This window comes from Nesterenkonia sp. YGD6 (assembly GCF_022565895.1).
In the GTDB taxonomy this organism is placed as follows: Bacteria; Actinomycetota; Actinomycetes; order Actinomycetales; family Micrococcaceae; genus Nesterenkonia.
Genome location: NZ_JAJOYY010000004.1, coordinates 62519 through 83592, shown reverse-complemented (window position 1 = coordinate 83592; position 21074 = coordinate 62519). Strand labels below are relative to the sequence as shown.

The window sequence follows — 21074 nt, the reverse complement described above, 5'->3', positions numbered from 1 at the left end:
ACTATACCGACTAGTCGGTTTTTCGGGTAGGCCCTACACTCGCTCTCATGGGTCATGCTCCGAGCACCGTTCAGCGGCTGATTGACGCGTACCAGGACATCCTGGTGTCCGACGGCGAACGCAGCGCCACCCTTGAAGCCATCGCCCAGCGCGCGGGCGTCTCCAAGGGTGGGCTGACCTACCACTTCAAGTCCAAGGACGAGCTGGCGGCTGCGCTGTTCGATCGGCTGCAGAGCCTGGTGGAGGCCGATCTGGCGGTGATGCGTGCGGAACCTGCACAGGCTGCCGATTACTACGTCAAGAGCTCACTCGACGTCGAAAGTCCGCTGGAACGCTGCAACATGGCGGTCACCCGCCTGGCCCAGGGGTCGCATCCGGAGGCCAACGAACTCCTCGCCAGATGCCGCACCCAATGGTTCGACGTGTTGATGGACGCCGTGGGAAACGAAGACATGGTCCACCTGGTGATGCTGCTGGGGGACGGGATCTACTTCAACGCCTCGCTCACCGGCACCGGCGCCATGCCTTCGGAAACCGATCCGGCCACGATCGATCGGATCGTCGGCCTGATCGGGACGATCGAATACTGAGACGATTGAACACGCTCTCTGTGGCGGCCCGATTCAGTGCCGACCGACCTTGCGGGCGGCCTCCACTGCGGCCTCCGCGCCGTCGGACCACACCGCTCCGTGGCCGGGCAGCAGGTGGTCGGCTTCGGTGAGTGCGATCGCGTCCAGAGAGCTGATCGCCTGCGCCGTGTCCTTGGTGGCCGCCCCCGCGACGATCTGCGGACCGGTCTGACCGGTGTAGGGGTCCAGGGTCACCAGCGCGTCTCCGGTGAAGACCGCCCGGCGGTCCGGGAAATGCAGGATGCAGTGTCCGTCGGTGTGACCCGGGGTGTGCACCGGGACCGGAAAGCCCGGCACCTCGAGCACGGACCCTGCCGTCATCAGCTGGACTCCGTGGACCCCTTTGACGGCCAGTGCTCCGGAGGCCGCCATCCGGCCCAGCAGCGGCAACGATCGAGGGTGGCCCAGCGGGTAGAGCAGCCGGTTTCGTTCGGTCGCGTAGCGGTAGGGGTTGGCCGCCAGCCGTGCGTCGTCGTGATGAACGATGACCGGGATCCCCAGGCTCTGCTGGGCTCGCAGCGCGAACCCCAGGTGATCGAAGTGACCGTGGGTCAGCACCAACGCCTTGATCTCATAGGGGAGCCGCTGGCGCGTCTTGAGCACCTCCATGACCTCGTGCCACATCCGGGGCAGCCCGGCATCGATCAGGGTGATGCCGTCCTCCGCCTCCACGACGTAGCAGTTCACATTCGCCTGCGACACGAGGTGGATGCCAGGGGCGACGCCATATTCGATCATGAGCTGGGGTTCCGATCCGTGGGGGTTCCGACAATCCTGGGTGTCCACACGGGGGTTGGTCAAGCGTGACGCGGGTCAGCTGCGCCACCTCTCTGGCGGCGACACCCGGCCCCCGCCGATCTCGAGCCCCCGGAGTCCAGGATTCACCGGCAGCGCATCGAGCAGTCCCTGAAGGCGGGGCGAGAGCGGGCCTGTGTGTGCGGCTCCTCAGCGGCGCTTTCTGACCAGTGTCCAGATGTGTCCATTGTTGACCTCGTGGCTGAGCTGGTCCAGGGCCATCTTCGCGATCGCCAGGCCGCGGCCAGACTCGGCCAGCTCATCGGGAAGCTCGGCCTCTTCGAGCGCGACGGCGACCGGTGCGGCGTCGTCCTGGAAACGGGCGGACAGCGCGGCGTCGTCGACCGTCAGATCCGCGATGACGGTGACCTCGGCGTCGCCCTCACAGCCTGAGTGGGTGACGATGTTGGTGGCGATCTCGCTGACCGCCAGCGAGAAGAAGGTGCGATCCTCCTCGGAGATGCCATCGGCCGCGCGGCAGAGCCGCTCCAACGCGTCCAGCACCTGGTCCACGAAGGTCAGCTCGGCGGTGCCGGTCAAGGAGACCCGCGAGATCCCATCACCCATCGCCGAACGCCGCCTCGACGGTGGGGTGGTCGCGCAGGACTCGATCGAGGCTCGTGAGCCTCAGGATGCTCTTGACGGATTCACTGGCGGCGGCGAGCCGCAGATCACCCTCGGCGAGCCGCGCAGCCTTCAATCCGCCGATCAGGGCGCCCAGCCCGGAGGAGTCGATGAACTCGGTCTGGGCCAGGTCCACCACGATGCGCGGGCTGCCCTCATCGATGAGCTTCTTGATCGCCTGCTTGAGCCGGGGTGCACCCGAGGCGGTGAGCCGACCTTCGGGGCGCACGACGGCATGCCGTGTATGGGTGGTGACGTTGAGATTCATGATGCTCCTTCTGCCTCTTCGGCGTGTGCTGCAGGGCCCTTATAGCGAAGGGCTTGGATGACGACGCTCAGCGCGGCCAGCGAATAGGCCACCCAGACGATGTTGACCAACGTGCCGGTGCCATCGGCGGTGCCCATCAGGACCCGCACGACTCCGGTGATCAGCGCGATGATCAACAGTGCGATCGCGGTGAGCTGGGGCCAGACCTCGCGCAGCGGCAGGGAGCCGCCCACACGACCGTCCTTGCGGGTGACCACGAAGCTCAGCGGCTTCTTGAAGACCACATTGGCGAAGGACGACGTGCACGCGCGGATCCAGACGGGAAAGAGCGCCAGCGAGTACTGCTGGCCGCGCCAGGTGCGGATCCCGCGTGACACGATCAGGAAGAACAGCTGATTGATCAGGAAGTACGGCAGGAAGCGGGCGAAGAAGTCGCCGCTCCAAGCGGTCACCGGCATGACTCCGAACATCAGGTAGATGATCGGTGCGGAGAGGTAGACGATCGCGGCGAATCCGGCGAGGTAGCTCCACATGGTGCCGAAGTACATCAGCCGCTGACCGGCGGAGAGTCCCCGTTTGGCCATGGGGTTGTCACGCAGGAAAACCTGCATCGTGCCCTGCGCCCAGCGCAGGCGCTGCTTGAGCATGGTCTGCAGGTCCTCCGGCGCCAGTCCCCGGGCGAGGATCTCGTGGTGGTAGGCGCTTCGCCATCCCATGCTGTGCAGCTGCATCGCGGTGGCCATGTCCTCGGTCACCGAGATGGTGGCCAGCGGCTGGATCGGCTGGGCCTCGCCGGGGCGGTCGACGCGCAGCGCATCCACCAGAGCTCCGACGGACTTCACGGCGGCCAGCGGAGAGAGCTCACGGGTGGTCAGCGCGTCCAGGCCGACCTCATCGACGACGACCACGTCTCGTTCGGCGTCGCGCTGGACCGGCATCGCGTGGATCGCGGCGAGGTCCTCGGCCATCAGGTCCATGTCGTTCTTGACCAGCCGGCGGGAGGCGGCGTCGATCTGGGTGCGGAGCTGGTGGGTGACGTCAGCGATCGGTTCGCCGGCGGAGACGACGAACCTGGCTCCGGTGACCTCTTCGCGCAGACGCGTGAGCTCCTTGTGTAGCTCGGGCATGGCCCGGTGGCGGCCTGCTTCGCGGGCGAGCAGCCGCTCAGCCGCGCGCAGCGTCCGACGAGTGGAGTCCTCGAGCTCGCGCACATAGCCGACGATGCCGAGCTGCATCAGCGCCTCGCGGCGCAGCACGGCATTGGATCCGCAGAAGAAGGCGGCGTTCCAGCCATCCTTGCCCTGCTGGATCGGTCCGTAGAACAGCGGCGCCTGGCTGCCCAGCGGGTCTGCCTCGTCCACATTGATGAACCACTGCGGGGTCTGCACCAGGGCGACCCGTTCTTCGTCGGCGAAGTAGCCCAGGGTGCGGTGCAGGATCAGCGGGTCCGGAATCTGATCGGCGTCGAGGATCAGCAGGAACTCGCCGTCGGTCTCGAACAAGGCGTTGTTGAGGTTCCCGGCCTTCGCGTGGCGGGGCTTGTCGGTCCAGTCTGCCGACCGGGTGATGTAGCCCAGGCCCTCGGCCCGGGCTGCCGCGGCCATCTCCGGGCGGTCGCCGTCGTCGAGGACGAAGGTCTCGTGCGGATAGGCGATGTTCTTCGCGGCCCGCGCGGTGGCCATGACCATGGCGACGGGTTCGTTGTAGGTGGTGATGAAGACGTCCACGGTGCCGGTGGGAGGGGACTCGGGGCCGGACCGTTCCTTGGCCCGCCACATGGTCGTGGCGAAGAGGAAGGTGTCGATCAGGCTGTAGGTCTCGGCGATGACCAGCGGCACCGCGATCCACCAGGCGTCCCAGTTGAGGGATTCCATCCAGCGCCAGGTGAGGTAGTTGACCCCGGTCAGCACCGCGAGGACCGCGAAGACCCGGATCAGGATCAGACGACGAGTCAAGAATCTCTCCTGACCACGAGCACAGTGACATCATCGGCGGCCTTGACCGCGAGGGCGCGGCGCAGGGCCTCTTTCACGGCACCGTCGATCCCATATTCGGCGAGGATCTCATCCACCTGGCCAAAGGGATCCTCCAGGTCCAGGAGGTCCAGCAGGCCGTCGCTGCAGCTCATGAGGGCGTCTCCGGGATTCAGCTGCACCGTGCCCAGTCCGTGGGCGTCTCCCATGCCCATGGCCAGCGGCAGTCCGGTGGAGTTCAGGTGCTCCCAGGTGCCATCGGCGCGCAGGATGAAGCTCAGGCTGTGCCCACCGTCGACATAGCTGACGACTCCGGTGCGGGTGTCGACGTCGGCGCAGAAGAGGGTGACGAACATGTGCAGGTCGCCGATGTCGTGTTCGAGGATCGAGTCGATCTCGGCCACGGTGGTGAGCAGTGAACGTTCAGGGGCAGTGCGCATCGAGGCGCGCACGGCGGATGCGATGATGCCGGCCCCGGTGCCTTTGCCCATCACATCGGCGAGGGTGATGCGGAGCTGATCATCTCGCAGCCTCACGTCGTGGAAGTCCCCGGAGACGCTGCCGGCCGGGGCAGAGCCGGCTGTGACGGTGTAGCCGTCAGGCTGCGGGAGGTCTCGCGGGGTCAGCGCGCGCTGGACGACGGCGGCGTGGTCCAGCTCCTGCTGCTGGGCGAGTTCGGTCTGGACCCAGACGGCGAGGTCCTTCAGGAGGTCGCGCTGGCTCGCATCGAGGGTCCGCGGCTCGGTGTCGAGCATGCAGAGGGTGCCCACATGTTCGCCGCAGGGTGCCTGCAGCGGGTGTCCGGCATAGAACCGGAGGTGCGGATCACCCAGGACGAAGGGGTTGGAGGCGTAGAACGCGTCCTGGGCGGCATCCTCGATGACGAGGGTGCCGGTCTGGGCGATCGTGGCCTCACAGAACGCGTCGGCCCGGGGCACCTCTCTCACGCCGAGGCCGATCTCCGACTTGCGCCACTGGCGATCTCGGTCGAGGAGATTGACGCTGACCATGGGGACGCCGAAGATCTGCTGGGCCAGACGGGTGATCCGGTCCACACGTTCGTCGGGCGGAGTGTCGAGGACCTTCAGGGCGTCGAGCGCACTTTGTCGACTCTCTTCGTCCAAGATTTTCAGCTCCTCCTAAGCTCGCGTACAGCAGCTGCTTAGGATCAGCCTAATGCACAGATGGGCGGGCCCTAGGGCCCACCCATCTGCGGTGTTGTCATTCAGGTGTCATCGTGCGGTGTTCTCAGCGTGCGGGGCGCGGGGACCGTCCTGCTGAGCCTGCGCCGCTGCGTCCCGAGGGGCGACCGCCGCGGGCGGGTCCGGCCTGGCCGCTGCGTGCTGGGCCGCCGGAGCCGCCGCGACCGCCGCGTGCTGGGCCGCCGCCGCGAGGCGCGGAGGTCCCTGGACGACGGCGGGGCTGCTGCTGCTGGACAGGAGCGCGCGGGGCAGGCTTGACGAAATCGGCGGTGGCACCGACGAGTTCGCTCACGGCCTCGGACTCGGAGTTGACCCGGATCGGGTGCACGGCGATGGCTGCCTTGCGCAGCAGCGCCTGGGTGTCGCGGCGCTGCTCCGGAAGCATCACGGTGACCACGTCGCCGGCGCTGCCGGCGCGGGCGGTGCGACCCGAGCGGTGCAGGTATGCCTTGTGCTCGGCCGGCGGATCCACGTGGACCACGAGCTCCACCGAGTCCACGTGCACGCCGCGGGCTGCGACGTCGGTGGCGACCAGGACCTTGATGTCGCCCTCGCCGAAGGCGGCGAGGTTGCGGTCACGCTGGGACTGGGAGAGGTTGCCGTGCAGGTCCACCGCGGGTGTGCCCTGATCGGTGAGCTGCTTGGCCAGCTTCTTCGCCTGGTGCTTGGTGCGGGTGAAGAGGATGCGGCGTCCGGTGCCGGAGGCCAGCTGCTTCACCAGGTCACGCTTGTCGTCGTTGTGGACCTCGAAGACGTGGTGGGTCATCGCGGAGACGTGGGAGGTGGCCTCATCCACGGAGTGCAGCACCTGGTTGTTCAGGAAGCGCTTGACGAGCTTGTCCACACCGTTGTCCAGGGTGGCGGAGAAGAAGAGCCGCTGGCCCTTGGGGTCGGTCTTCTCCAGCAGCCGGGTGACCACCGGGAGGAAGCCGAGGTCGGCCATGTGGTCGGCCTCGTCCAGCACGGTGATCTCGACTGACTCGAGGCTCAGGGCGCGCTGGTTCAGCAGGTCCTCGAGGCGGCCGGGGCAGGCCACGACGATGTCCACGCCGGACTTCAGCGCGTTGATCTGGCGTGAAGCGGTGACGCCGCCGAAGATCGTGGTGGTCTTGAGGTTGTACGAGGCCGCCAGGGGCTCGAGCACCGCGTTGATCTGGGTGGCCAGCTCGCGGGTCGGAGCCAGGATCAGGCCCAGCGGGCGGCCCGGACGGCGGCGCTTGGCCGCGTCCTTCTCGCCGAGGCGGGCGACCATCGGGATGGAGAAGGCGAGGGTCTTGCCGGAGCCGGTCTTGCCGCGGCCGAGGACGTCGCGTCCGTTCAGCGTGTCGGCCAGGGTCTGTTCCTGGATGGCGAAAGCGTCAATCTTGCCGTCTGCAGCGAGAGCGCGCACCAGCGGTGCGGGAACGTTGAGGTCGGCGAAGGTCTGGGTCTCAGAAATGGCGGGAGCCTTTCGGAAAGCGCCAGACGCAGAGAAGGCAAGGGGGTACCCGCCTGGGACTGGTCTGGCAAAGGGCGAAGGCATCGGTTGATGCACTCGGTCGCCGCGAGAAAATCACTGCTGAAACGTGGGCCGGTGGAAAACACGGCCCCGTTGATCAAGGCGTTCTTACGACGCAGGCAACCACACGAGGTGGGCACCAGACTCATCACTCTACCCCATGGGAGCGCCGATCACTTCCCGCTGATCTGGCTGTAGTGCTCCAGCGCCTCCTCGCGCGAGGCCTTGAGGTCCACGATCGGGGCCGCGTACTCGGGGGAGTTCAGCTCCGGGATCCAGGCGCTGACGTAGGTGCCCCTGGGGTCGAAGCGCTCCCGCTGGCGCTCCGGGTTGAAGATCCGGAAGTACGGGGCGGCGTCCATGCCGCAGCCGGCCACCCACTGCCAGTTCGCCGGGTTGGAGGCGGCATCGGCGTCCACCAGCGTGTCCCAGAACCAGGCCTCGCCCTCGCGCCAGTCGATGCCCAGGTTCTTGATCAGCAGGCTCGCCGAGGCCATCCGTACCCGGTTGTGCATATGCCCGGTCTTCCAGAGCTGCCGCTGGCCGGCGTCCACCCAGGGAAACCCGGTCTGCCCCGTGGCCCAGGCATGGAAGTCCTCGGGCGCGTCGCGGCGGGACTTCCAGGGGTAGGCGTCGAACTGGGCGCGCAGATTGGTGTGCGGCAGCTGCGGGAAGTGGAAGAGCAGGTGCCAGCAGAACTCGCGCCAGCCGATCTCGGAGAGGAACTTGTCCACCGCCTCCTCGGTCTGCTGGTGTGCGGCGTCCCACACCTGGCGCGGGCTGAGCTGCCCGAAGCGCAGATAGGGCGAGATCCGCGAGGTGCCGTCCCCGGCAGGGGCATCCCGGGCGTCGTCGTAGTCCTGGACCTGATGTGCCAGGAACTCGCGCAGCCGCTCGTGGCCCCCGGCCTCGGTGGGGGTCCAGTTCTCGCGCAGACCACCGGCCCAGTCCGGTCGGGTGGGAAGCAGCTCCCAGTCCTCGAGGTTCCCGGCGCCCAGGGCCAGGGTGGGAAGTGCGGCTGCCGCATCTTCGAGCGTGCCCAGCGCGGCGGGGCGGGCATGCGGGGTGCCGGGGTCGCGGACGCTGATCTGCTTCCAGAAGGGGGTGTAGACCTTGTACGGGCCACCGGTGTTGGTCTCCACGGTCCACGGCTCATGCAGCAGCGAGGCGTTGAAGCTCTCCACCTCGATTCCATGCTCGGGCAGCGCCGCCTTGATCCCGGCGTCCACCGCGCGCTCGGGACCGCCGTAGCGCCGCGACCACTGCACCCTCTGCGCGCCGAGCTCCTGTGCCAGAGCGGGCAGGATCTCGGCAGGGTCTCCCGCGCGCAGCAGAAGCGGGATGCCCAGTTCGGCGAGATCGGTCGCAAGCGACTCCAGTGCGTGGTGCAGCCACCACTTCACCGCCCCGCCCAGCGGGCGCACCCCCGGGCTCACCTCGTCCAAGAGATAGAGTGCGACGACGTCGCCCGGGTTCTCCGCGCGCTGGCAGGCGGTGAGCAGTGCTTCATGGTCTGCGGTGCGCAGGTCGTCGCGGAACCAGAGGAGCGTGCGGGTCATCAGGGCCCTTTCGGGGAAGCGTCGCCGCGCGAGCGGCCGTCCTGGCTGGCACAGTAGCAGGGGAACCCGCGCGTCAACTGAGCTGGTGAAGGAGATGTCGATGCCTGAAGGTGCACAGTCCGCCGAGGAGTCCGAACGCTGGCTGGTGATCAAGGGGCGGCGCTGGCGCCGGACAGATCCGGCGCTGCCCGAGGAGCTGGTCGCTGCGCTGAAATCCCACCTGGGCCGCGGCCGATCCGGGGTCGGGGCGGGCAAGAAGACCGGCGACGACGAGCGGGTGGCCGCCTCTCGCAGGCGGGTCGGCCTGGCCAAGACCGGGCTGGGGGAGCGCGGCCCGTATTGGTGGGAGCGGCCTGAGGCGCAGCGGATCGCCGCGGCGAAGCAGTCGCTGGCCGAGCTCGAGTCGCTTGACGACCCAGATGAGAGTGCGTCGCAATAAATACATTGCAATCTCTTTATCTATCTGGTGTGCTGAGGTTGTGCGTGACAACCCGGCGGTGATCAGCGCGGCCCAGCTGTTCAAGGTTCTCGGCCACGAGTCGAGGCTCTGGCTGCTCTGTCTGATCGGTGAGTCTCCGAAGACGGTGAACGAGCTGGTGGCGCTGACCGCGATGTCTCAACCGCTGGTCTCCCAGCATCTGCGGACGCTCAAGCAGGCGGGTCTCGTGCTGACCGATCGGCATGGCCGAGAGATCGAGCATCGGCTCGCCGATGAGCATGTCTCCCAGGTGATCGCCGACGCGATCGCGCACGCACAGGAGCCCGTACCCCAGCGATCGGCGGCCGAATCCGCCGCGAAGGAGCATCATCATGACTGAGAACCCTACCGCCGAGCACAAGACTGCTGAGCACAACCACCACGACCACGCCCACGGCGAGGACTGCGGGCATGAGGCCGTGGAGCACGGTGACCACGTGGACTACGTCCACGACGGCCACCGCCATGCAGCTCATGGCGACCACTACGACGAGCACTGAGTCTGGACCAGAGCTGAGTCTCGACCAGAGCTGAGTCTGAGCCGGTGGCGCTTGTCCGCCGCGCGAAGGCAGAAGAGGGAGCCCCCGATCATGGGCGGCTCCCTCTCCGCTCGCGTCCGTTCCTTGACGGAGGAGGCGCTACTGGCTGATCACGTGCGGCTGGGCGACCTCCTTCAGGCCTGCCACGCCGAACTCCATCCCGAAGCCGGATTCGCGGGCTCCGCCGAAGGGGATCCGCGGGTCCACGGCGCCGTGCTTGTTGATCCAGGTGGTGCCGGCCACCAGCCGCGCCGCCACCTCGATCGCCCGGTCGGTGTCCGCTGACCACACCGAGGAGCCCAGGGCCTCATCCAGAGCGTTGGCCCATTCGATGGCCTGATCCAGATCGGTGTACTTGATGATCGGCAGCGCCGGACCGAACTGCTCCTGAACCACCAGCGGGTTCTGCGGGTCGATGTCGGCCACCAGGGTGGTCGGATAGAAATTTCCGGGGGCGTGAGCGTCGGGGTCGCCGCCGAGCAGCACCCGTGCGCCGGAGTCCTTGGCGGCCCGCACCAGCCGGTCCACGATCTCCCACTGCGCACGGTTCTGCAGCGGACCGAGCACATTCTGCTCCTCGAGACCGATGCCCATCGGCATGGTCTTGGCGACCTCGACCAGGGCGTCACAGACCTGCGCGTAGATCGATTCCGGGACATAGAGCCGCTTGAGCGCCGCGCAGGTCTGCCCGGTGTTGATGAACGCGCCCCAGAAGATCCCTTCGGCGAGCGCCCGCGGGTCGGCGTCGTCAAGCACGATCCCAGCGTCGTTGCCACCGAGCTCCATCGTCATCCGCTTCATGGTGTCCGAGGCAGCCTTCACGATGGACTTGCCGGTCTCCGTGGAGCCGGTGAACATGATCTTCGCGACATCCGGGTGCCGGCAGAGCCGATCCCCGATATCACCGCGGCCGGGAACGGCGATGAGCACATCGGCCGGCAGTGCAGAGTTGAGCACCTCCACCAGGGCGAGCACGCTCAGCGGGGTGTAGCCGCTGGGCTTGATCACCACGGTGTTGCCCATCCGCAGGCTCGGCGCGATCTGCCAGATCGAGATCATCATCGGCCAGTTCCACGGACCGATGGCCCCGACGACGCCGAGCGGACGATAGTGCAGGATTGCGCGGCCGGACTCGTCGTCGACGACCACCTCGGGCTCCAGCGGAAGGTCCGCGGTGGTGCGCAGCCAGGCCACGCAGGCGCCGACCTCGAAGCGGGCGTTGGGTCCGTTCAGCGGCTTGCCCTGCTCCCGGGAGAGCAGCCTGGCCAGTTCCTCGGCGTGGGCCTCCACCGCGTCGGCGGCCGCGTGCAGAGCCTGTCTGCGCGAGTCCTCGCCGGTGGCGGCCCAGCCTGGCTGGGCTGCGAGTGCCCTTGCGACGGCGGCATCGAGGTCCTCGGCGGTGGCCTGCGGGGCGAAGCCCACCCGTTCACCGGTGGCAGGATCGAGGATCTCTCGCCCATCTTCGGGATCCTGGACGCGGTCAAGAAGGTCGGTGGTCTGGGTGCTCATCGGGTGACTCCTTTGTCAGTGGCGGATGGTGCTGTGATCAGAATGGGCCCGCCCGTGCGCCTGGATGTTGACTCCGCGTGCAGGGCTCTTCTGCCTGCCTGCATGCTCGGCGTACCGCCGTCTCGTCGCCGCAGCACGATCAGTGCCGCGACTGCCAAGACGATCTCCATGGCTGCCAGACCGGAGGCCAGAGGCAGCAGCACGTGGTGGAAGAGTTCTGCGGGGGTTCCTGAGCTGGTGGTGGCCGCCCCGGCATCCGGGGCGACGCCGACCGCCACGCTGCCGGCCGGACCGTGGAGATGACCCGCCACGAGCGCCTCGTCGGCAGAAGTCAGAACCGCAGGTTCAGGGTGACCCGGTTCAGGTCCGGCGATCACCCAGAGGTGCATGCCCAGCATGGTGGCGTTCATCGCGGCGATCGTGATCCAGGAGCGCGGACTGGGAACTCGCCAGAGGTGTCCGGCACACGGCAGGCAGATGATGGCCATGACGGCCATCGCCAGGGCCCAGCCGAGGTGGGGTCCGTGGCTGAGCATCAGCAGGTGCAGCAGGCCCGAGAGGGCGGCGCCACCGGCCGCCGTCCTGCGGATCATGGTCATCTTTTCCATCTGACCCTTCCGAACCCATGTGAGATGTGTCATATTTATTGTTGAGCGTGCGCTCAACTATAAGGAGGATCACCATGGCTGACAAGACCCCAGACCAGCAGGACCGCCACCCCCTGACGCCCCTCTCGGTCTCCGAGATCGACGCGATGCGAAGCGTCTTGGAGCGCGAATCGCTGCTGAACGATGCGACCCGCATCTCCTACGTGACGCTGCGCGAACCCGCCAAGCACGACGTCATGGCCTGGACGCCCGGGGTGCATCTGCCGCGGGAGGTGGCGCTGCTGCTCACCGACCTGAACACGCTGACACTGACCGAGCTCGTGCTGGACCTGGATCGTGAGGCCATCGTGGCGCGCCGCGACGTCGACGCTGTGGAGAAGGGATCCGCGCCGAGCTTCGACGAGGACCTCGCCGGCGCGGACCCGATCGTGAAGGCTGATCCGCGCTGGGTCGAGGCGATCGCGAAGCGCGGCGTGACCGATCTGGACAAGGTCGTCGTCGTCGGGCTCTCCGCCGGGATCTTCGGCTACGCCGATGAGGTCGGTGTGCGGATGGTCCGCGCGCTCGCCTTCCGCCAGGACTACCCCAGCGATTCGATCTGGGCGCATCCGATCGACGGAGTGGTCGCCCACGTGGACCTGACCCACAAGAAGGTCCTGCGTGTGGTCGAGACCGAGGTCATGCACGTGCCGGAGGAGTCCGGTGACTACCTGGACCCTGCCGTGCGCGGTGAACACCGCACCTCGCTGAAGCCGATCTCCATCACCCAGCCCGAAGGCGTCAGCTTCAGCCTCCAGGACGGGGTGCTCGCCTGGGAGAACTGGAAGGTCCGGGTCGGGTTCAACGGCCGCGAAGGCCTGACGCTGCACCAGCTGAGCTTCCACGACCACGGCGTGGACAGGCCCATCCTCTATCGCGGCTCGATCGCCGAGATGGTGGTCAACTACGGCGACCCCTCGCCCTCCCACGCCTGGCAGAACTACTTCGACGTCGGGGAGTACCAGTTCGGCCGGCTCGCCAACGCGCTGGAGCTCGGCTGCGACTGCAAGGGTGAGATCACCTACGTGGACGCCGTCGTCGTCGATGACCACGGCCAGCCGAAGACGCTGCCCAATGCGATCTGCATCCACGAGGAGGACTACGGCATCCTCTGGAAGCACACCGACGACTTCTCCGGCACCAGCGAGGTCCGCCGCCAGCGCCGCCTCGTGGTGTCCTTCTTCGTCACCGTGGGCAACTACGACTATGGCTTCTACTGGTACCTCTATCTGGACGGAAAGATCGAGCTCGAGTCCAAGGCCACCGGCATCGTCTTCACCTCCGGGATGCCCTCGCCCGACTACCCCTACGCCACGCAGCTCGCCCCGGGCCTGGGCGGGCCGGTCCACCAGCACCTCTTCTGCGCGAGGCTGGACATGACCGTGGACGGGATCAGCAACTCCGTCGATGAGATCGACGCCGTCAGGGTGCCCACCAGCGAGGAGAATCCCTGGGGCAACGCCTTCACCCGCAGCTTCACCCGGCTGCGCTCGGAGAAGGAGGCCGTCCGCGATGCCAAGGGGTCGGTGGGTCGGGTCTGGCAGATCAGCAGTGCGGAGAAGACCAACCGAGTCGGGGCCCCCACCTCCTATCTGCTGCATCCCGAGGAGAGTCCCACCCTCTTGGCGGCTGAAGACTCCTCGATCCGGCGCCGCGCCGCCTTCGCCGGGCACCATCTGTGGGTCACCCAGCATCACCCCGATGAGCAGTTCCCCGCGGGGGATCAGGTCAACCTCAATCCTGGATTCGGCGGCCTGTCCAGCTACATCGAGCAGGACCGGTCCCTGGAGGGACAGGATCTGGTGCTGTGGCACACCTTCGGGCTGACCCATTTCCCGCGCACCGAGGACTGGCCGATCATGCCGGTGGACTATGCCGGGTTCAAGCTCACGCCTTACGGCTTCTTCGACCGCAACCCGACCCTGGACGTGCCACCGGAGACCTCCGGACACTGCGCCACCGGGGAGTCCGGCGTCGCGGGGGAGTCGGGCGTCGCGGGGGAGTCGGGAGAATCCGGGCAGGAGAAGTCCTGCGGGTGCGGCTGCAGCTGAGCTGACCTGCTCTTCCGCCCGGACCTGACGTGGGAGTCCGTCAGAGCTCGACGGCGGCGCGGCCAGCTTGGGTGAGCCAGGAGGAGAGGCAGTGGCGGACAGTCCGCCACTGCCTCTGCGTGTCTGCCAGCGGGGTGCGCAGCGCGCATTCCACCTGGAGCCCGGTGATCAGCACCATGAGCACATCGGCGATCTCCTCGACCGGCGCAGCGGCGGTGAGCTCCCCGGCGTCGATCGCCTCGCTCAGGTGGTCGGTGATCTGCTGGCGCCATTTCACTCCCACCTCGGTCTGGAACTGACCCAGCGCCGGCTTGGAGGAGGCGCGGCCCCAGAAGTTGGTGACGATCAGCGCCTCACGCTCGGTCTCCTCGCCGACCGGAAGGACCTCTTCGAGCAGGGCCATCAGTGCGCGCAGTCCTGAATGGCACCCGACCCCCTCGGTGATCCGCGTGTTGGTCCGCTCGAAGATCAGCGTGAAGGCCCGAAAGACGACGTCGTCGAACCCGGAGAAGTAGTGCCAGAGCGATCCGGTGGAGACGCCCAGCTCCGTGGCGACGGCGCGGGAGGTCGCAGCCTCGAGGCCGTCGCGATCGGCGATGCGCAGATAGGTCCGCACGATCTGCTGGCGGCGGTCTTCACGATCGATCTTCTTCGGCATGAGCTGATTCTCCCGCATCGTGCGCGCTCAGGCGGCCAGTGACCCCCCGGCCAGGCGCTGACGCCGGTACACGCTCGGGGACTCTCCGTACTCGGCCTTGAACAGCCGGGAGAAGTGCGCCGCGTCATGGAGTCCCCAGCGCCCCGCCACCCAGGAGACCGGTCGCTGCGCGTAGATCGGATCCACCAGATCTCGGCGGATGTGTTCCAGCCTCCGCGCCCGGATCCAGGCGGAGATCGTCTCGCCCTCCTCCGCGAAGATCGTGTACAGGTAGCGCAGCGAGACGAAGTGGGCCGCGGCGATCGATGCCGGGGTCATCGTCTCATCACCCAGGTGGTTCAGGATGTACTCGCGGATCTCCCGATGCAGGCTTCCGGTGGGGGAGCTGGGTCCGCCGCTGCGGGTGTCGAGCTCATGGGCGAGCATGGTCACCATCAGATCCAGCGCGGAATGGACCAGCCGGGCGCCATAGGCTCCGGGCAGCTGCTCGATGCTGTTGCACAGCTCGACGAAGAACGGGTTGATCAGTCGTCCGAAGCCCCGGTCGCTGGAGAAGCAGGTCGCGGTGACTCTGGCGATCTGTTCCGCCGTGAGCTCCACCGGCTCCCGCGGAATCACCATCACCATGGTCCGGCTGGGCTCCGGGAAGTGCAGGGCGTAGGGGCGGTGGGTGTCATAGATGGCCAGGTCCCCGGGGCCCAGTTCGGCGCGGCGGCCATCCTGCTCCAGGATGCCGCGGCCGGAGAGCTGCAGGCTGAGCTTGTAGAACTGGGAATCGTCCTTGGAGATCAGCTTCGGCGTGCGGCGCACCGTGTGGGCCGTGGTGAGCAGCTCGTAGACCCCCACGCCGTCAACGGCAGAGCTGCGGATGTGTCCGGCGAAGGTGGTGCCCGGCTTCGCCTGGATCTCCAGCGGCACGACGGCGGCTGCGATGGCCTCGCGCCACGTCGCGAGATCGGAGGCCGGGAGGGGCAGGTCAGGGGAGAGCGGCTCGAGATCGGCGTTCGTCGTGTTGATCGTGTGCATCGTCGCTCCTGTGCAGGGGTTCACACCAGGTTATTGAGCACGTGCTCAAGATCGAGGACACAGGCGTTCCGAACACGTGAACCTTGGTGGCCCTTCAGTGTGACAGTGATCACACAGGCTGTAAAGGGTCGGTGCTGACGGGGTTCGAGAATCTCCGCCCGGATGCGCAAGGCCGCTGCACCGTGATGCAAGACACGCTGGGCTTCGGCTCGAGATACTTCGAGGCACCGGCACCGGCACTTGCACCTGCAACGACACTCTCGCCGGCACCTGCGAGCAGATGGAGCACCCTGATGACTGAGCACACTGCCCCCACCCGGCCCACGGCGGTCGAGGACACCACCCTGGCCAGACGAACACTGGGAGTCCCGGCCCTGGTGTTCCTGATCATCGCAGCCTCCGCACCGCTGACGGTCCTGGCCGGGGGAGCCACCGCGAGCTTCGCCGTCACCGCTGAGATCGGAGTGCCCGTCGGGTACCTGCTGCTCGGTGTGATCCTGGTGTTCTTCGCGCTGGGCTATGGGCGGATGAGCACCTACGTGCAGAATGCCGGCGCCTTCTACGCCTACGTCACAGCCGGGCTGGGCACCCGGATCGGGATCGGGAGCTCCTTCCTGGCTCTGGTGACGTACAACGCGATGCAGGTGGGCCTCTACGGAGTCTTCGGCTTCACCGCCTCGTCGATCGTCAATGACCTCTTCGGCCTGGAGGTCGCCTGGTGGATCTGCGCCCTGGTGGGGTGGGTGATCGTCGGCGCGCTCGGGGTCAATCGCATCGACCTCTCGGCGAAGGTTCTCGCAGTGATCGTGCTGCTGGAGTTCCTGGTCGTGATCGTGGTCAGCGTGCTCTCGCTCTCGACGTCCCCCGAAGGGATCAGTGCCGCACCGCTGCAGCTGGAGAACTGGTTCAACGGCAGCCTCGGGGCCATCCTGGCCTTCGGCATCGCAGCCTTCATGGGGTTCGAATCAGGTGCGATCTACTCGGAGGAGGCCAAGAACCCAGAGCGATCGGTGGCGCGCGCCACCTACATCGCGGTCTCGATCATCGCCGTCTTCTACGCCTTCTCCGCCTGGGCCTTCGCCGTGGGCATCGGCCCCTCGCAGATCGTGGCCCAGTCCCAGGAATGGGGCCCGGACCTGCTCTTCATCTTCCTCGACGGCCATCTGCCTGCGCTGCTGGTGAACCTCGCCGCAGTGCTGTTCATGACCAGCATCATCGCCGCCATGGTGGCCTTCCATAATGCGGCTGCCCGGTACTTCTTCTCGCTGGGCCGGGCTCGGGTGCTGCCACAGATCCTCGGGCGAACCGGAGCCTCCAACGGAGCCCCGGTGGCAGGTTCGCTGACCCAGAGCGTGATCGGCGTGGTCTTCATCCTGATCTTCGCCGTGGCCGGGGTCGGCTCCGACTTCGGTCCGCTCTTCCCGGTGATGACGATGTTCCCCTGGCTGACCAACGCGGCGGGATTCGGTCTGGTGCTGCTGCTGTGCCTGACCTCGGTGGCCATCATGCGCTACTTCAATCGGGATCCGCAGCAGCACCCGTTGTTCGTCCGCACCATAGCGCCGCTGATCTCAGCCGTGGGACTCGGCATCATCGCGGTGCTGATCATGTTCAACTTCGACGTGATGATCGACTCCGACGGCTTCTCCCCGCTGGTGGTCGTGCTTCCCGGTGTGATCGTCGGGGCGGGCATCCTGGGACTCATCTGGGGCGAATACCTGCGCACCCGGCGGCCCGAGCTCTACGCCAGCGTGAGCGGAGCAGACATCGGGTGAATCACAGCCGGGCTCAGACCCTGCAGTGCACTCCGCGCTGCGCGGCCCAGCGCATCGCGGCTCCCCGGGCAGCAACCACGCGAAGGGGTTGTGCGTCGCATCACATACCGTATACGATCTGGAATATCATCTACCGGAGGGATCCGGGCCGGATCGTCGAGGAGACCATATGACTGCGCAGGAACTGGGCACACCCGGCAAGATCGTCGCCGTGCACATCAGCTATGAGTCCCGCGCCGCGGAGCGCGGCCGGCGCCCGGCGACCCCGTCCTACTTCTTCAAGCCGACCAGCTCGCTGGGCGTCTCCGGGGACTCCGTGCAGCGTCCCGGCGGGACCGAGCTGCTCGCCTTCGAGGGTGAGATCGCGCTGATCATCGGCACCGCCGCACGTCAGGTCACCGCCGATGACGCCTGGAGCCACGTCCGCGCGGTCACCGCGGCCAATGACTGGGGGCTCTACGATCTGCGCGCCGCGGACAAGGGCTCCAACGTGCGCAACAAGGGCCGCGACGGCTACACCACGGTGGGCCCCGAACTCATCGATGCCGCGGAGGTGGACCCGAGGAAGCTGCGTGTGCGCACCTGGAAGAACGGTCACCTCGTCCAGGACGGCGCCACCGGCTCCATGATCTTTCCGCTGACCCAGCTCATCGCCGACCTGTCCCAGCACATGACCCTGCAGCCCGGAGACATCATCCTCACCGGAACTCCCGCCGGCGCCTCGGTGGCGGAGCCGGGGGACACCATCGAAGTCGAGGTCGACGCCGCCCGCGGGCTCACCAGCGGCCGACTGGTCAGCCCGGTGACGGAGGGACCAGGGGTGTTCGATCCCGCCCTGGGCTCGCTGCCCAGCGTGGACGACACCCAGCGCGAAGAGGCCTGGGGCTCCCGGGAGGCCGCCGGCCTGCCCCCGAAGCAGGCCCCCGGTCTGGATCCCGAGCTGCGCGCCACGCTGGAACAGGTGCCGGTCGCCGCCCTCTCCCAGGAGATGCGCCGACGCGGGTACAACAACGTCACCGTCGACGGCGTGCGCCCCACCCGCCCCGGCCACAAGCTCATCGGCACTGCCCGGACCCTGCGCTTCGTGCCCCACCGCGAAGACCTCTTCGCCTCCCGCGGAGGCGGCTTCAACGCCCAGAAGCAGGTGTTCGACTCCGTGCACTCCGGCGAGGTCATCGTGATCGAGGCCCGCGGAGAGCGCGGCTCGGGAACCCTGGGAGACATCCTGGCGCTGCGTGCGCTGCATCGCGGTGCCGCCGGTGTCGTGACCGACGGCGGGGTGCGCGACTACTCCACCGTGGCCGAGATCGGACTCCCGGTGTTCAGTCAGGGCCCGCACCCGGCGGTGCTCGGCCGCAAGCACGTCCCCTGGGACGCCGATCTCACCGTGGCCTGCGGGGGAGCGACCGTGCAGCCAGGCGACATCATCGTCGGCGACGACGACGGCGTCATCGTGCTCCCGCCCTCGATCGCCGACGAGGTGGCCGAGGCGGCGCTGGTCAAGGAGGCCGAGGACGCCTGGGTCGCCGAACAGGTCAAGGCCGGGAACCCGGTGGACGGACTCTTTCCGATGAACTCCACCTGGCGCGCCCGCTACGAGGCCGAACAGGGACGCGCCGGCGCCGAGGCCCCCCTCGTCAAGGGAGAGGGCCCGTGATCCGCATCGATGAGCGGATCAGCAAGTCCGAGCTGACCTACGACTGGATCCGCGAGCGCATCGTCGGCCGCGAGTTCAACCCCGGTTACCGGCTGGTCCTCGGCGCCATCGCCAAGGAGCTGGGCATCAGCGTGGTCCCGGTCCGCGAGGCGGTGCGCCGGCTCGAGGCCGAGGGCCTGATCGAGTTCGAACGCAATGTCGGCGCCCGGGTCGCCATGGTCAACCAGGACGAGTACATCGACACCATGCAGACACTCGGGGTGCTCGAGGGTGCGGCCACCGCGCTGGCGCTGCCGCTGATGCTTGACGCCGACCTCGCCCGCGCCCAGGCGATCAACGATTCGATGCGCGCCATGCTCGAGGACTTCGATCCGGTGGCCTTCACCTCGCTCAATGAGAAGTTCCACCGGGCGCTCTTCCAGCGCTGCCCCAATCCGCACATCTCCGAGCTCGCCGACCGCGGCTGGAACCGGATGTCCGGGCTGCGCAGCTCCACCTTCGCCTTCGTGCCGGACCGGGCGCCCCGCTCGGTCCAGGAGCACGACGACATCCTTCGACTCATCCGTGAGAATGCCGAGCCGCTGGAGATCGAGATGGCAGTGCGCCAGCACAAGTGGCGCACCGTCGAGGCCTACCGCCAGCAGCGCACCGACTCCTAAGGAGACCCACCAGAGATGAACGACTACCAGAGCCCCGTCCCGGCCGATCTGCCGGAACGCATCCAGCACTACATCGACGGCGAGTTCCTCGACTCCGCAGAGGGCGGCACCTTCGAGGTGCTCAACCCGGTGACCAACGAGGTCTACATCAGCGCCGCCGCCGGCACCAAGGCCGACGTCGACCTCGCCGTGGCCGCCGCGGCCCGCGCCTTCGAGACCGGGACCTGGCGCGAGACGCTGCCCCGGGAACGCTCCCGGGTGCTGCACCGGATCGCCGACCTCGTCGAAGAGCGCGGCGCCCGGCTCGCGGAGCTGGAGTCCTTCGACTCCGGGCTGCCCATCACCCAGGCCCTCGGGCAGGCCCGCCGCGCTGCCGAGAACTTCCGCTTCTTCGCCGATCTGATCGTCGCCCAGGCCGATGACGTCTACAAGGTGCCGGGACGACAGATCAACTACGTCAGCCGCAAGCCGATCGGTGTGGCCGGACTGATCACCCCCTGGAACACCCCCTTCATGTTGGAGAGCTGGAAGCTGGCTCCCGCCCTGGCCGCCGGCAACTCGGTGGTGCTCAAGCCGGCCGAGTTCACCCCGCTCTCGGCGAGCCTGTGGGCCGGGATCTTCGAAGAGGCCGGACTGCCCAGGGGCGTGTTCAACCTGGTCAACGGGCTCGGTGAGCAGGCCGGTGACGCCCTGGTCAAGCACCCGGACGTGCCGCTGATCTCCTTCACCGGTGAATCAAGCACCGGGCAGACCATCTTCGCCAACGCGGCACCGGCGCTGAAGGGCCTCTCCATGGAGCTCGGCGGGAAATCGCCCGCCGTCGTCTTCGCCGACGCTGACCTTGAGGCGGCCGTCAACGCCACCATCTTCGGGGTCTTCTCGCTCAACGGCGAGCGCTGCACCGCCGGCAGCCGGATCCTGGTGGAGCGCAGCATCTACCCCGAGTTCCTCGAGCGCTACGCCGCCCAGGCCAAGCGGGTCAAGGTCGGACTGCCGCACGAGCCCGGCACCGAGGTCGGCGCGCTGGTGCACCCCGAGCACTTCGAGAAGGTGATGAGCTACATCGAGATCGGCAAGACCGAGGCGCGGCTTCTTGCCGGCGGCGGTCGCCCGGAGGGGTTCCCGAGCGGGAACTTCGTGGCGCCCACGGTCTTCGCCGACGTCGCGCCTGAGGCGCGGATCTTCCAGGAGGAGATCTTCGGCCCGGTGGTCGCCATCACTCCCTTCGACTCTGACGCCGAGGCGTTGGAACTGGCCAACAACACCAAGTACGGGCTGGCCGCGTATATCTGGACCAATGACCTCAAGCGGTCGCACAACTTCGCCCAGTCGGTCCAGGCCGGGATGGTCTGGCTGAACTCGAACAACGTCCGGGATCTGCGCACCCCCTTCGGAGGGGTCAAGGCCTCCGGACTGGGCCACGAGGGCGGCTACCGCTCACTGGACTTCTACACCGACCAGCAGGCCGTGCACATCAACCTCGGCGAGGTCCACAACCCGGTATTCGGCAAGGCCGACTGAGGCTTC

General features: G+C 67.5%; 20 protein-coding genes. 9 read left to right on the top strand and 11 right to left on the bottom strand.

Features of this window, described 5'->3' with window-relative positions:
• Positions 1-47 precede the first annotated feature (47 nt).
• Entirely contained in the window at positions 48-590 is a 543-nt protein-coding gene (locus LTI14_RS07550) for a TetR/AcrR family transcriptional regulator (RefSeq protein ID WP_241464677.1), read from the top strand.
• 33 nt (positions 591-623) lie between these two features.
• Here LTI14_RS07550 and LTI14_RS07545 read toward each other — a convergent pair whose 3' ends face one another.
• From LTI14_RS07545 to LTI14_RS07515, 7 genes are all read right to left on the bottom strand, one after another.
• Complete coding sequence (locus LTI14_RS07545) at positions 624-1367, bottom strand: MBL fold metallo-hydrolase (RefSeq protein ID WP_241476163.1); 744 nt, start codon at positions 1365-1367, stop codon at positions 624-626.
• 207 nt (positions 1368-1574) lie between these two features.
• Positions 1575-1991 carry an ATP-binding protein gene (locus LTI14_RS07540; RefSeq protein WP_241464679.1) on the bottom strand — a complete coding sequence of 139 codons (417 nt, stop codon included), beginning with the start codon at positions 1989-1991 and terminating at the stop codon, positions 1575-1577.
• Entirely contained in the window at positions 1984-2316 is a 333-nt protein-coding gene (locus LTI14_RS07535) for an STAS domain-containing protein (RefSeq protein WP_241464680.1), read from the bottom strand. The genes LTI14_RS07540 and LTI14_RS07535 overlap by 8 nt, the downstream gene beginning before the upstream one ends.
• Positions 2313-4271: a glycosyltransferase family 2 protein gene (locus LTI14_RS07530; protein WP_446740381.1), complete on the bottom strand. Its 1959-nt coding sequence runs from the start codon at positions 4269-4271 to the stop codon at positions 2313-2315. The genes LTI14_RS07535 and LTI14_RS07530 overlap by 4 nt, the downstream gene beginning before the upstream one ends.
• Positions 4268-5413, bottom strand: coding sequence for a PP2C family protein-serine/threonine phosphatase (locus LTI14_RS07525; RefSeq protein WP_241464681.1), 1146 nt, complete (start codon positions 5411-5413; stop codon positions 4268-4270). Before LTI14_RS07525 ends, LTI14_RS07530 begins: the two co-directional genes overlap by 4 nt.
• A gap of 124 nt (positions 5414-5537) precedes the next feature.
• Positions 5538-6881: a DEAD/DEAH box helicase gene (locus LTI14_RS07520; protein ID WP_342357737.1), complete on the bottom strand. Its 1344-nt coding sequence runs from the start codon at positions 6879-6881 to the stop codon at positions 5538-5540.
• A 281-nt stretch (positions 6882-7162) separates the two neighbouring features.
• Positions 7163-8548: a cryptochrome/photolyase family protein gene (locus LTI14_RS07515; protein ID WP_241476162.1), complete on the bottom strand. Its 1386-nt coding sequence runs from the start codon at positions 8546-8548 to the stop codon at positions 7163-7165.
• A gap of 100 nt (positions 8549-8648) precedes the next feature.
• Between LTI14_RS07515 and LTI14_RS07510 the strand changes: the two genes are divergently transcribed.
• From LTI14_RS07510 to LTI14_RS07500, 3 genes are read left to right on the top strand one after another with little or no spacing between them, the layout of a single operon-like run.
• On the top strand, positions 8649-8987 hold the full coding sequence (locus tag LTI14_RS07510) for a biopolymer transporter Tol (protein ID WP_241464683.1): 339 nt from the start codon (positions 8649-8651) through the stop codon (positions 8985-8987).
• A 40-nt stretch (positions 8988-9027) separates the two neighbouring features.
• Positions 9028-9366: an ArsR/SmtB family transcription factor gene (locus tag LTI14_RS07505; protein WP_241476161.1), complete on the top strand. Its 339-nt coding sequence runs from the start codon at positions 9028-9030 to the stop codon at positions 9364-9366.
• A complete protein-coding gene (locus tag LTI14_RS07500; RefSeq protein WP_241464685.1) occupies positions 9359-9526 on the top strand; it encodes a zinc transporter permease in 168 nt (55 codons plus the stop codon). The genes LTI14_RS07505 and LTI14_RS07500 overlap by 8 nt, the downstream gene beginning before the upstream one ends.
• A 138-nt stretch (positions 9527-9664) precedes the next feature.
• Here LTI14_RS07500 and LTI14_RS07495 read toward each other — a convergent pair whose 3' ends face one another.
• The gene (locus tag LTI14_RS07495; protein ID WP_241476160.1) at positions 9665-11074 is read right to left on the bottom strand and encodes an aldehyde dehydrogenase family protein; all 1410 of its coding nucleotides are present in this window, start codon (positions 11072-11074) and stop codon (positions 9665-9667) included.
• On the bottom strand, positions 11071-11682 hold the full coding sequence (locus LTI14_RS07490) for a hypothetical protein (RefSeq protein ID WP_241476159.1): 612 nt from the start codon (positions 11680-11682) through the stop codon (positions 11071-11073). Before LTI14_RS07490 ends, LTI14_RS07495 begins: the two co-directional genes overlap by 4 nt.
• A 74-nt stretch (positions 11683-11756) precedes the next feature.
• Between LTI14_RS07490 and LTI14_RS07485 the strand changes: the two genes are divergently transcribed.
• Positions 11757-13772, top strand: coding sequence for a primary-amine oxidase (locus LTI14_RS07485; RefSeq protein WP_241476158.1), 2016 nt, complete (start codon positions 11757-11759; stop codon positions 13770-13772).
• A gap of 40 nt (positions 13773-13812) precedes the next feature.
• Here LTI14_RS07485 and LTI14_RS07480 read toward each other — a convergent pair whose 3' ends face one another.
• Positions 13813-14430, bottom strand: coding sequence for a TetR/AcrR family transcriptional regulator (locus tag LTI14_RS07480; protein ID WP_241464689.1), 618 nt, complete (start codon positions 14428-14430; stop codon positions 13813-13815).
• Positions 14431-14457: 27 nt separating this feature from the next.
• Positions 14458-15456 carry an AraC-like ligand-binding domain-containing protein gene (locus tag LTI14_RS07475; RefSeq protein WP_241464690.1) on the bottom strand — a complete coding sequence of 333 codons (999 nt, stop codon included), beginning with the start codon at positions 15454-15456 and terminating at the stop codon, positions 14458-14460.
• A gap of 293 nt (positions 15457-15749) precedes the next feature.
• Here LTI14_RS07475 and LTI14_RS07470 point away from each other — a divergent pair, with 293 nt between their 5' ends.
• The 4 genes from LTI14_RS07470 (at position 15750) to hpaE (ending at position 21068) form a co-directional block, all read left to right on the top strand.
• Positions 15750-17231, top strand: coding sequence for an APC family permease (locus LTI14_RS07470; RefSeq protein ID WP_241469444.1), 1482 nt, complete (start codon positions 15750-15752; stop codon positions 17229-17231).
• Between the two features lie 169 nt (positions 17232-17400).
• Positions 17401-18888 (top strand): fumarylacetoacetate hydrolase family protein, encoded by a 1488-nt coding sequence (locus tag LTI14_RS07465; RefSeq protein ID WP_241464692.1) that lies wholly within the window; start codon positions 17401-17403, stop codon positions 18886-18888.
• Positions 18885-19547, top strand: a complete 663-nt coding sequence (locus tag LTI14_RS07460; RefSeq protein ID WP_241464693.1) for a GntR family transcriptional regulator — start codon at positions 18885-18887, stop codon at positions 19545-19547. The genes LTI14_RS07465 and LTI14_RS07460 overlap by 4 nt, the downstream gene beginning before the upstream one ends.
• A gap of 15 nt (positions 19548-19562) precedes the next feature.
• Positions 19563-21068 carry a 5-carboxymethyl-2-hydroxymuconate semialdehyde dehydrogenase gene (gene hpaE, locus LTI14_RS07455; protein WP_241464694.1) on the top strand — a complete coding sequence of 502 codons (1506 nt, stop codon included), beginning with the start codon at positions 19563-19565 and terminating at the stop codon, positions 21066-21068.
• The last annotated feature ends 6 nt before the right edge of the window (positions 21069-21074 follow it).

Coding starts and splice junctions, on each gene's coding strand:
- LTI14_RS07510 (WP_241464683.1), top strand. CDS start 8,649: ATGCCTGAAGGTGCACAGTCCGCCGAGGAGTCCGAACGCTGGCTGGTG.
- LTI14_RS07490 (WP_241476159.1), bottom strand. CDS start 11,682: ATGGAAAAGATGACCATGATCCGCAGGACGGCGGCCGGTGGCGCCGCC.
- LTI14_RS07485 (WP_241476158.1), top strand. CDS start 11,757: ATGGCTGACAAGACCCCAGACCAGCAGGACCGCCACCCCCTGACGCCC.
- LTI14_RS07495 (WP_241476160.1), bottom strand. CDS start 11,074: ATGAGCACCCAGACCACCGACCTTCTTGACCGCGTCCAGGATCCCGAA.
- LTI14_RS07465 (WP_241464692.1), top strand. CDS start 17,401: ATGACTGCGCAGGAACTGGGCACACCCGGCAAGATCGTCGCCGTGCAC.
- LTI14_RS07470 (WP_241469444.1), top strand. CDS start 15,750: ATGACTGAGCACACTGCCCCCACCCGGCCCACGGCGGTCGAGGACACC.
- LTI14_RS07550 (WP_241464677.1), top strand. CDS start 48: ATGGGTCATGCTCCGAGCACCGTTCAGCGGCTGATTGACGCGTACCAG.
- LTI14_RS07535 (WP_241464680.1), bottom strand. CDS start 2,316: ATGAATCTCAACGTCACCACCCATACACGGCATGCCGTCGTGCGCCCC.
- LTI14_RS07545 (WP_241476163.1), bottom strand. CDS start 1,367: ATGATCGAATATGGCGTCGCCCCTGGCATCCACCTCGTGTCGCAGGCG.
- LTI14_RS07540 (WP_241464679.1), bottom strand. CDS start 1,991: ATGGGTGATGGGATCTCGCGGGTCTCCTTGACCGGCACCGCCGAGCTG.
- LTI14_RS07515 (WP_241476162.1), bottom strand. CDS start 8,548: ATGACCCGCACGCTCCTCTGGTTCCGCGACGACCTGCGCACCGCAGAC.
- LTI14_RS07480 (WP_241464689.1), bottom strand. CDS start 14,430: ATGCCGAAGAAGATCGATCGTGAAGACCGCCGCCAGCAGATCGTGCGG.
- LTI14_RS07500 (WP_241464685.1), top strand. CDS start 9,359: ATGACTGAGAACCCTACCGCCGAGCACAAGACTGCTGAGCACAACCAC.
- LTI14_RS07475 (WP_241464690.1), bottom strand. CDS start 15,456: ATGCACACGATCAACACGACGAACGCCGATCTCGAGCCGCTCTCCCCT.
- hpaE (WP_241464694.1), top strand. CDS start 19,563: ATGAACGACTACCAGAGCCCCGTCCCGGCCGATCTGCCGGAACGCATC.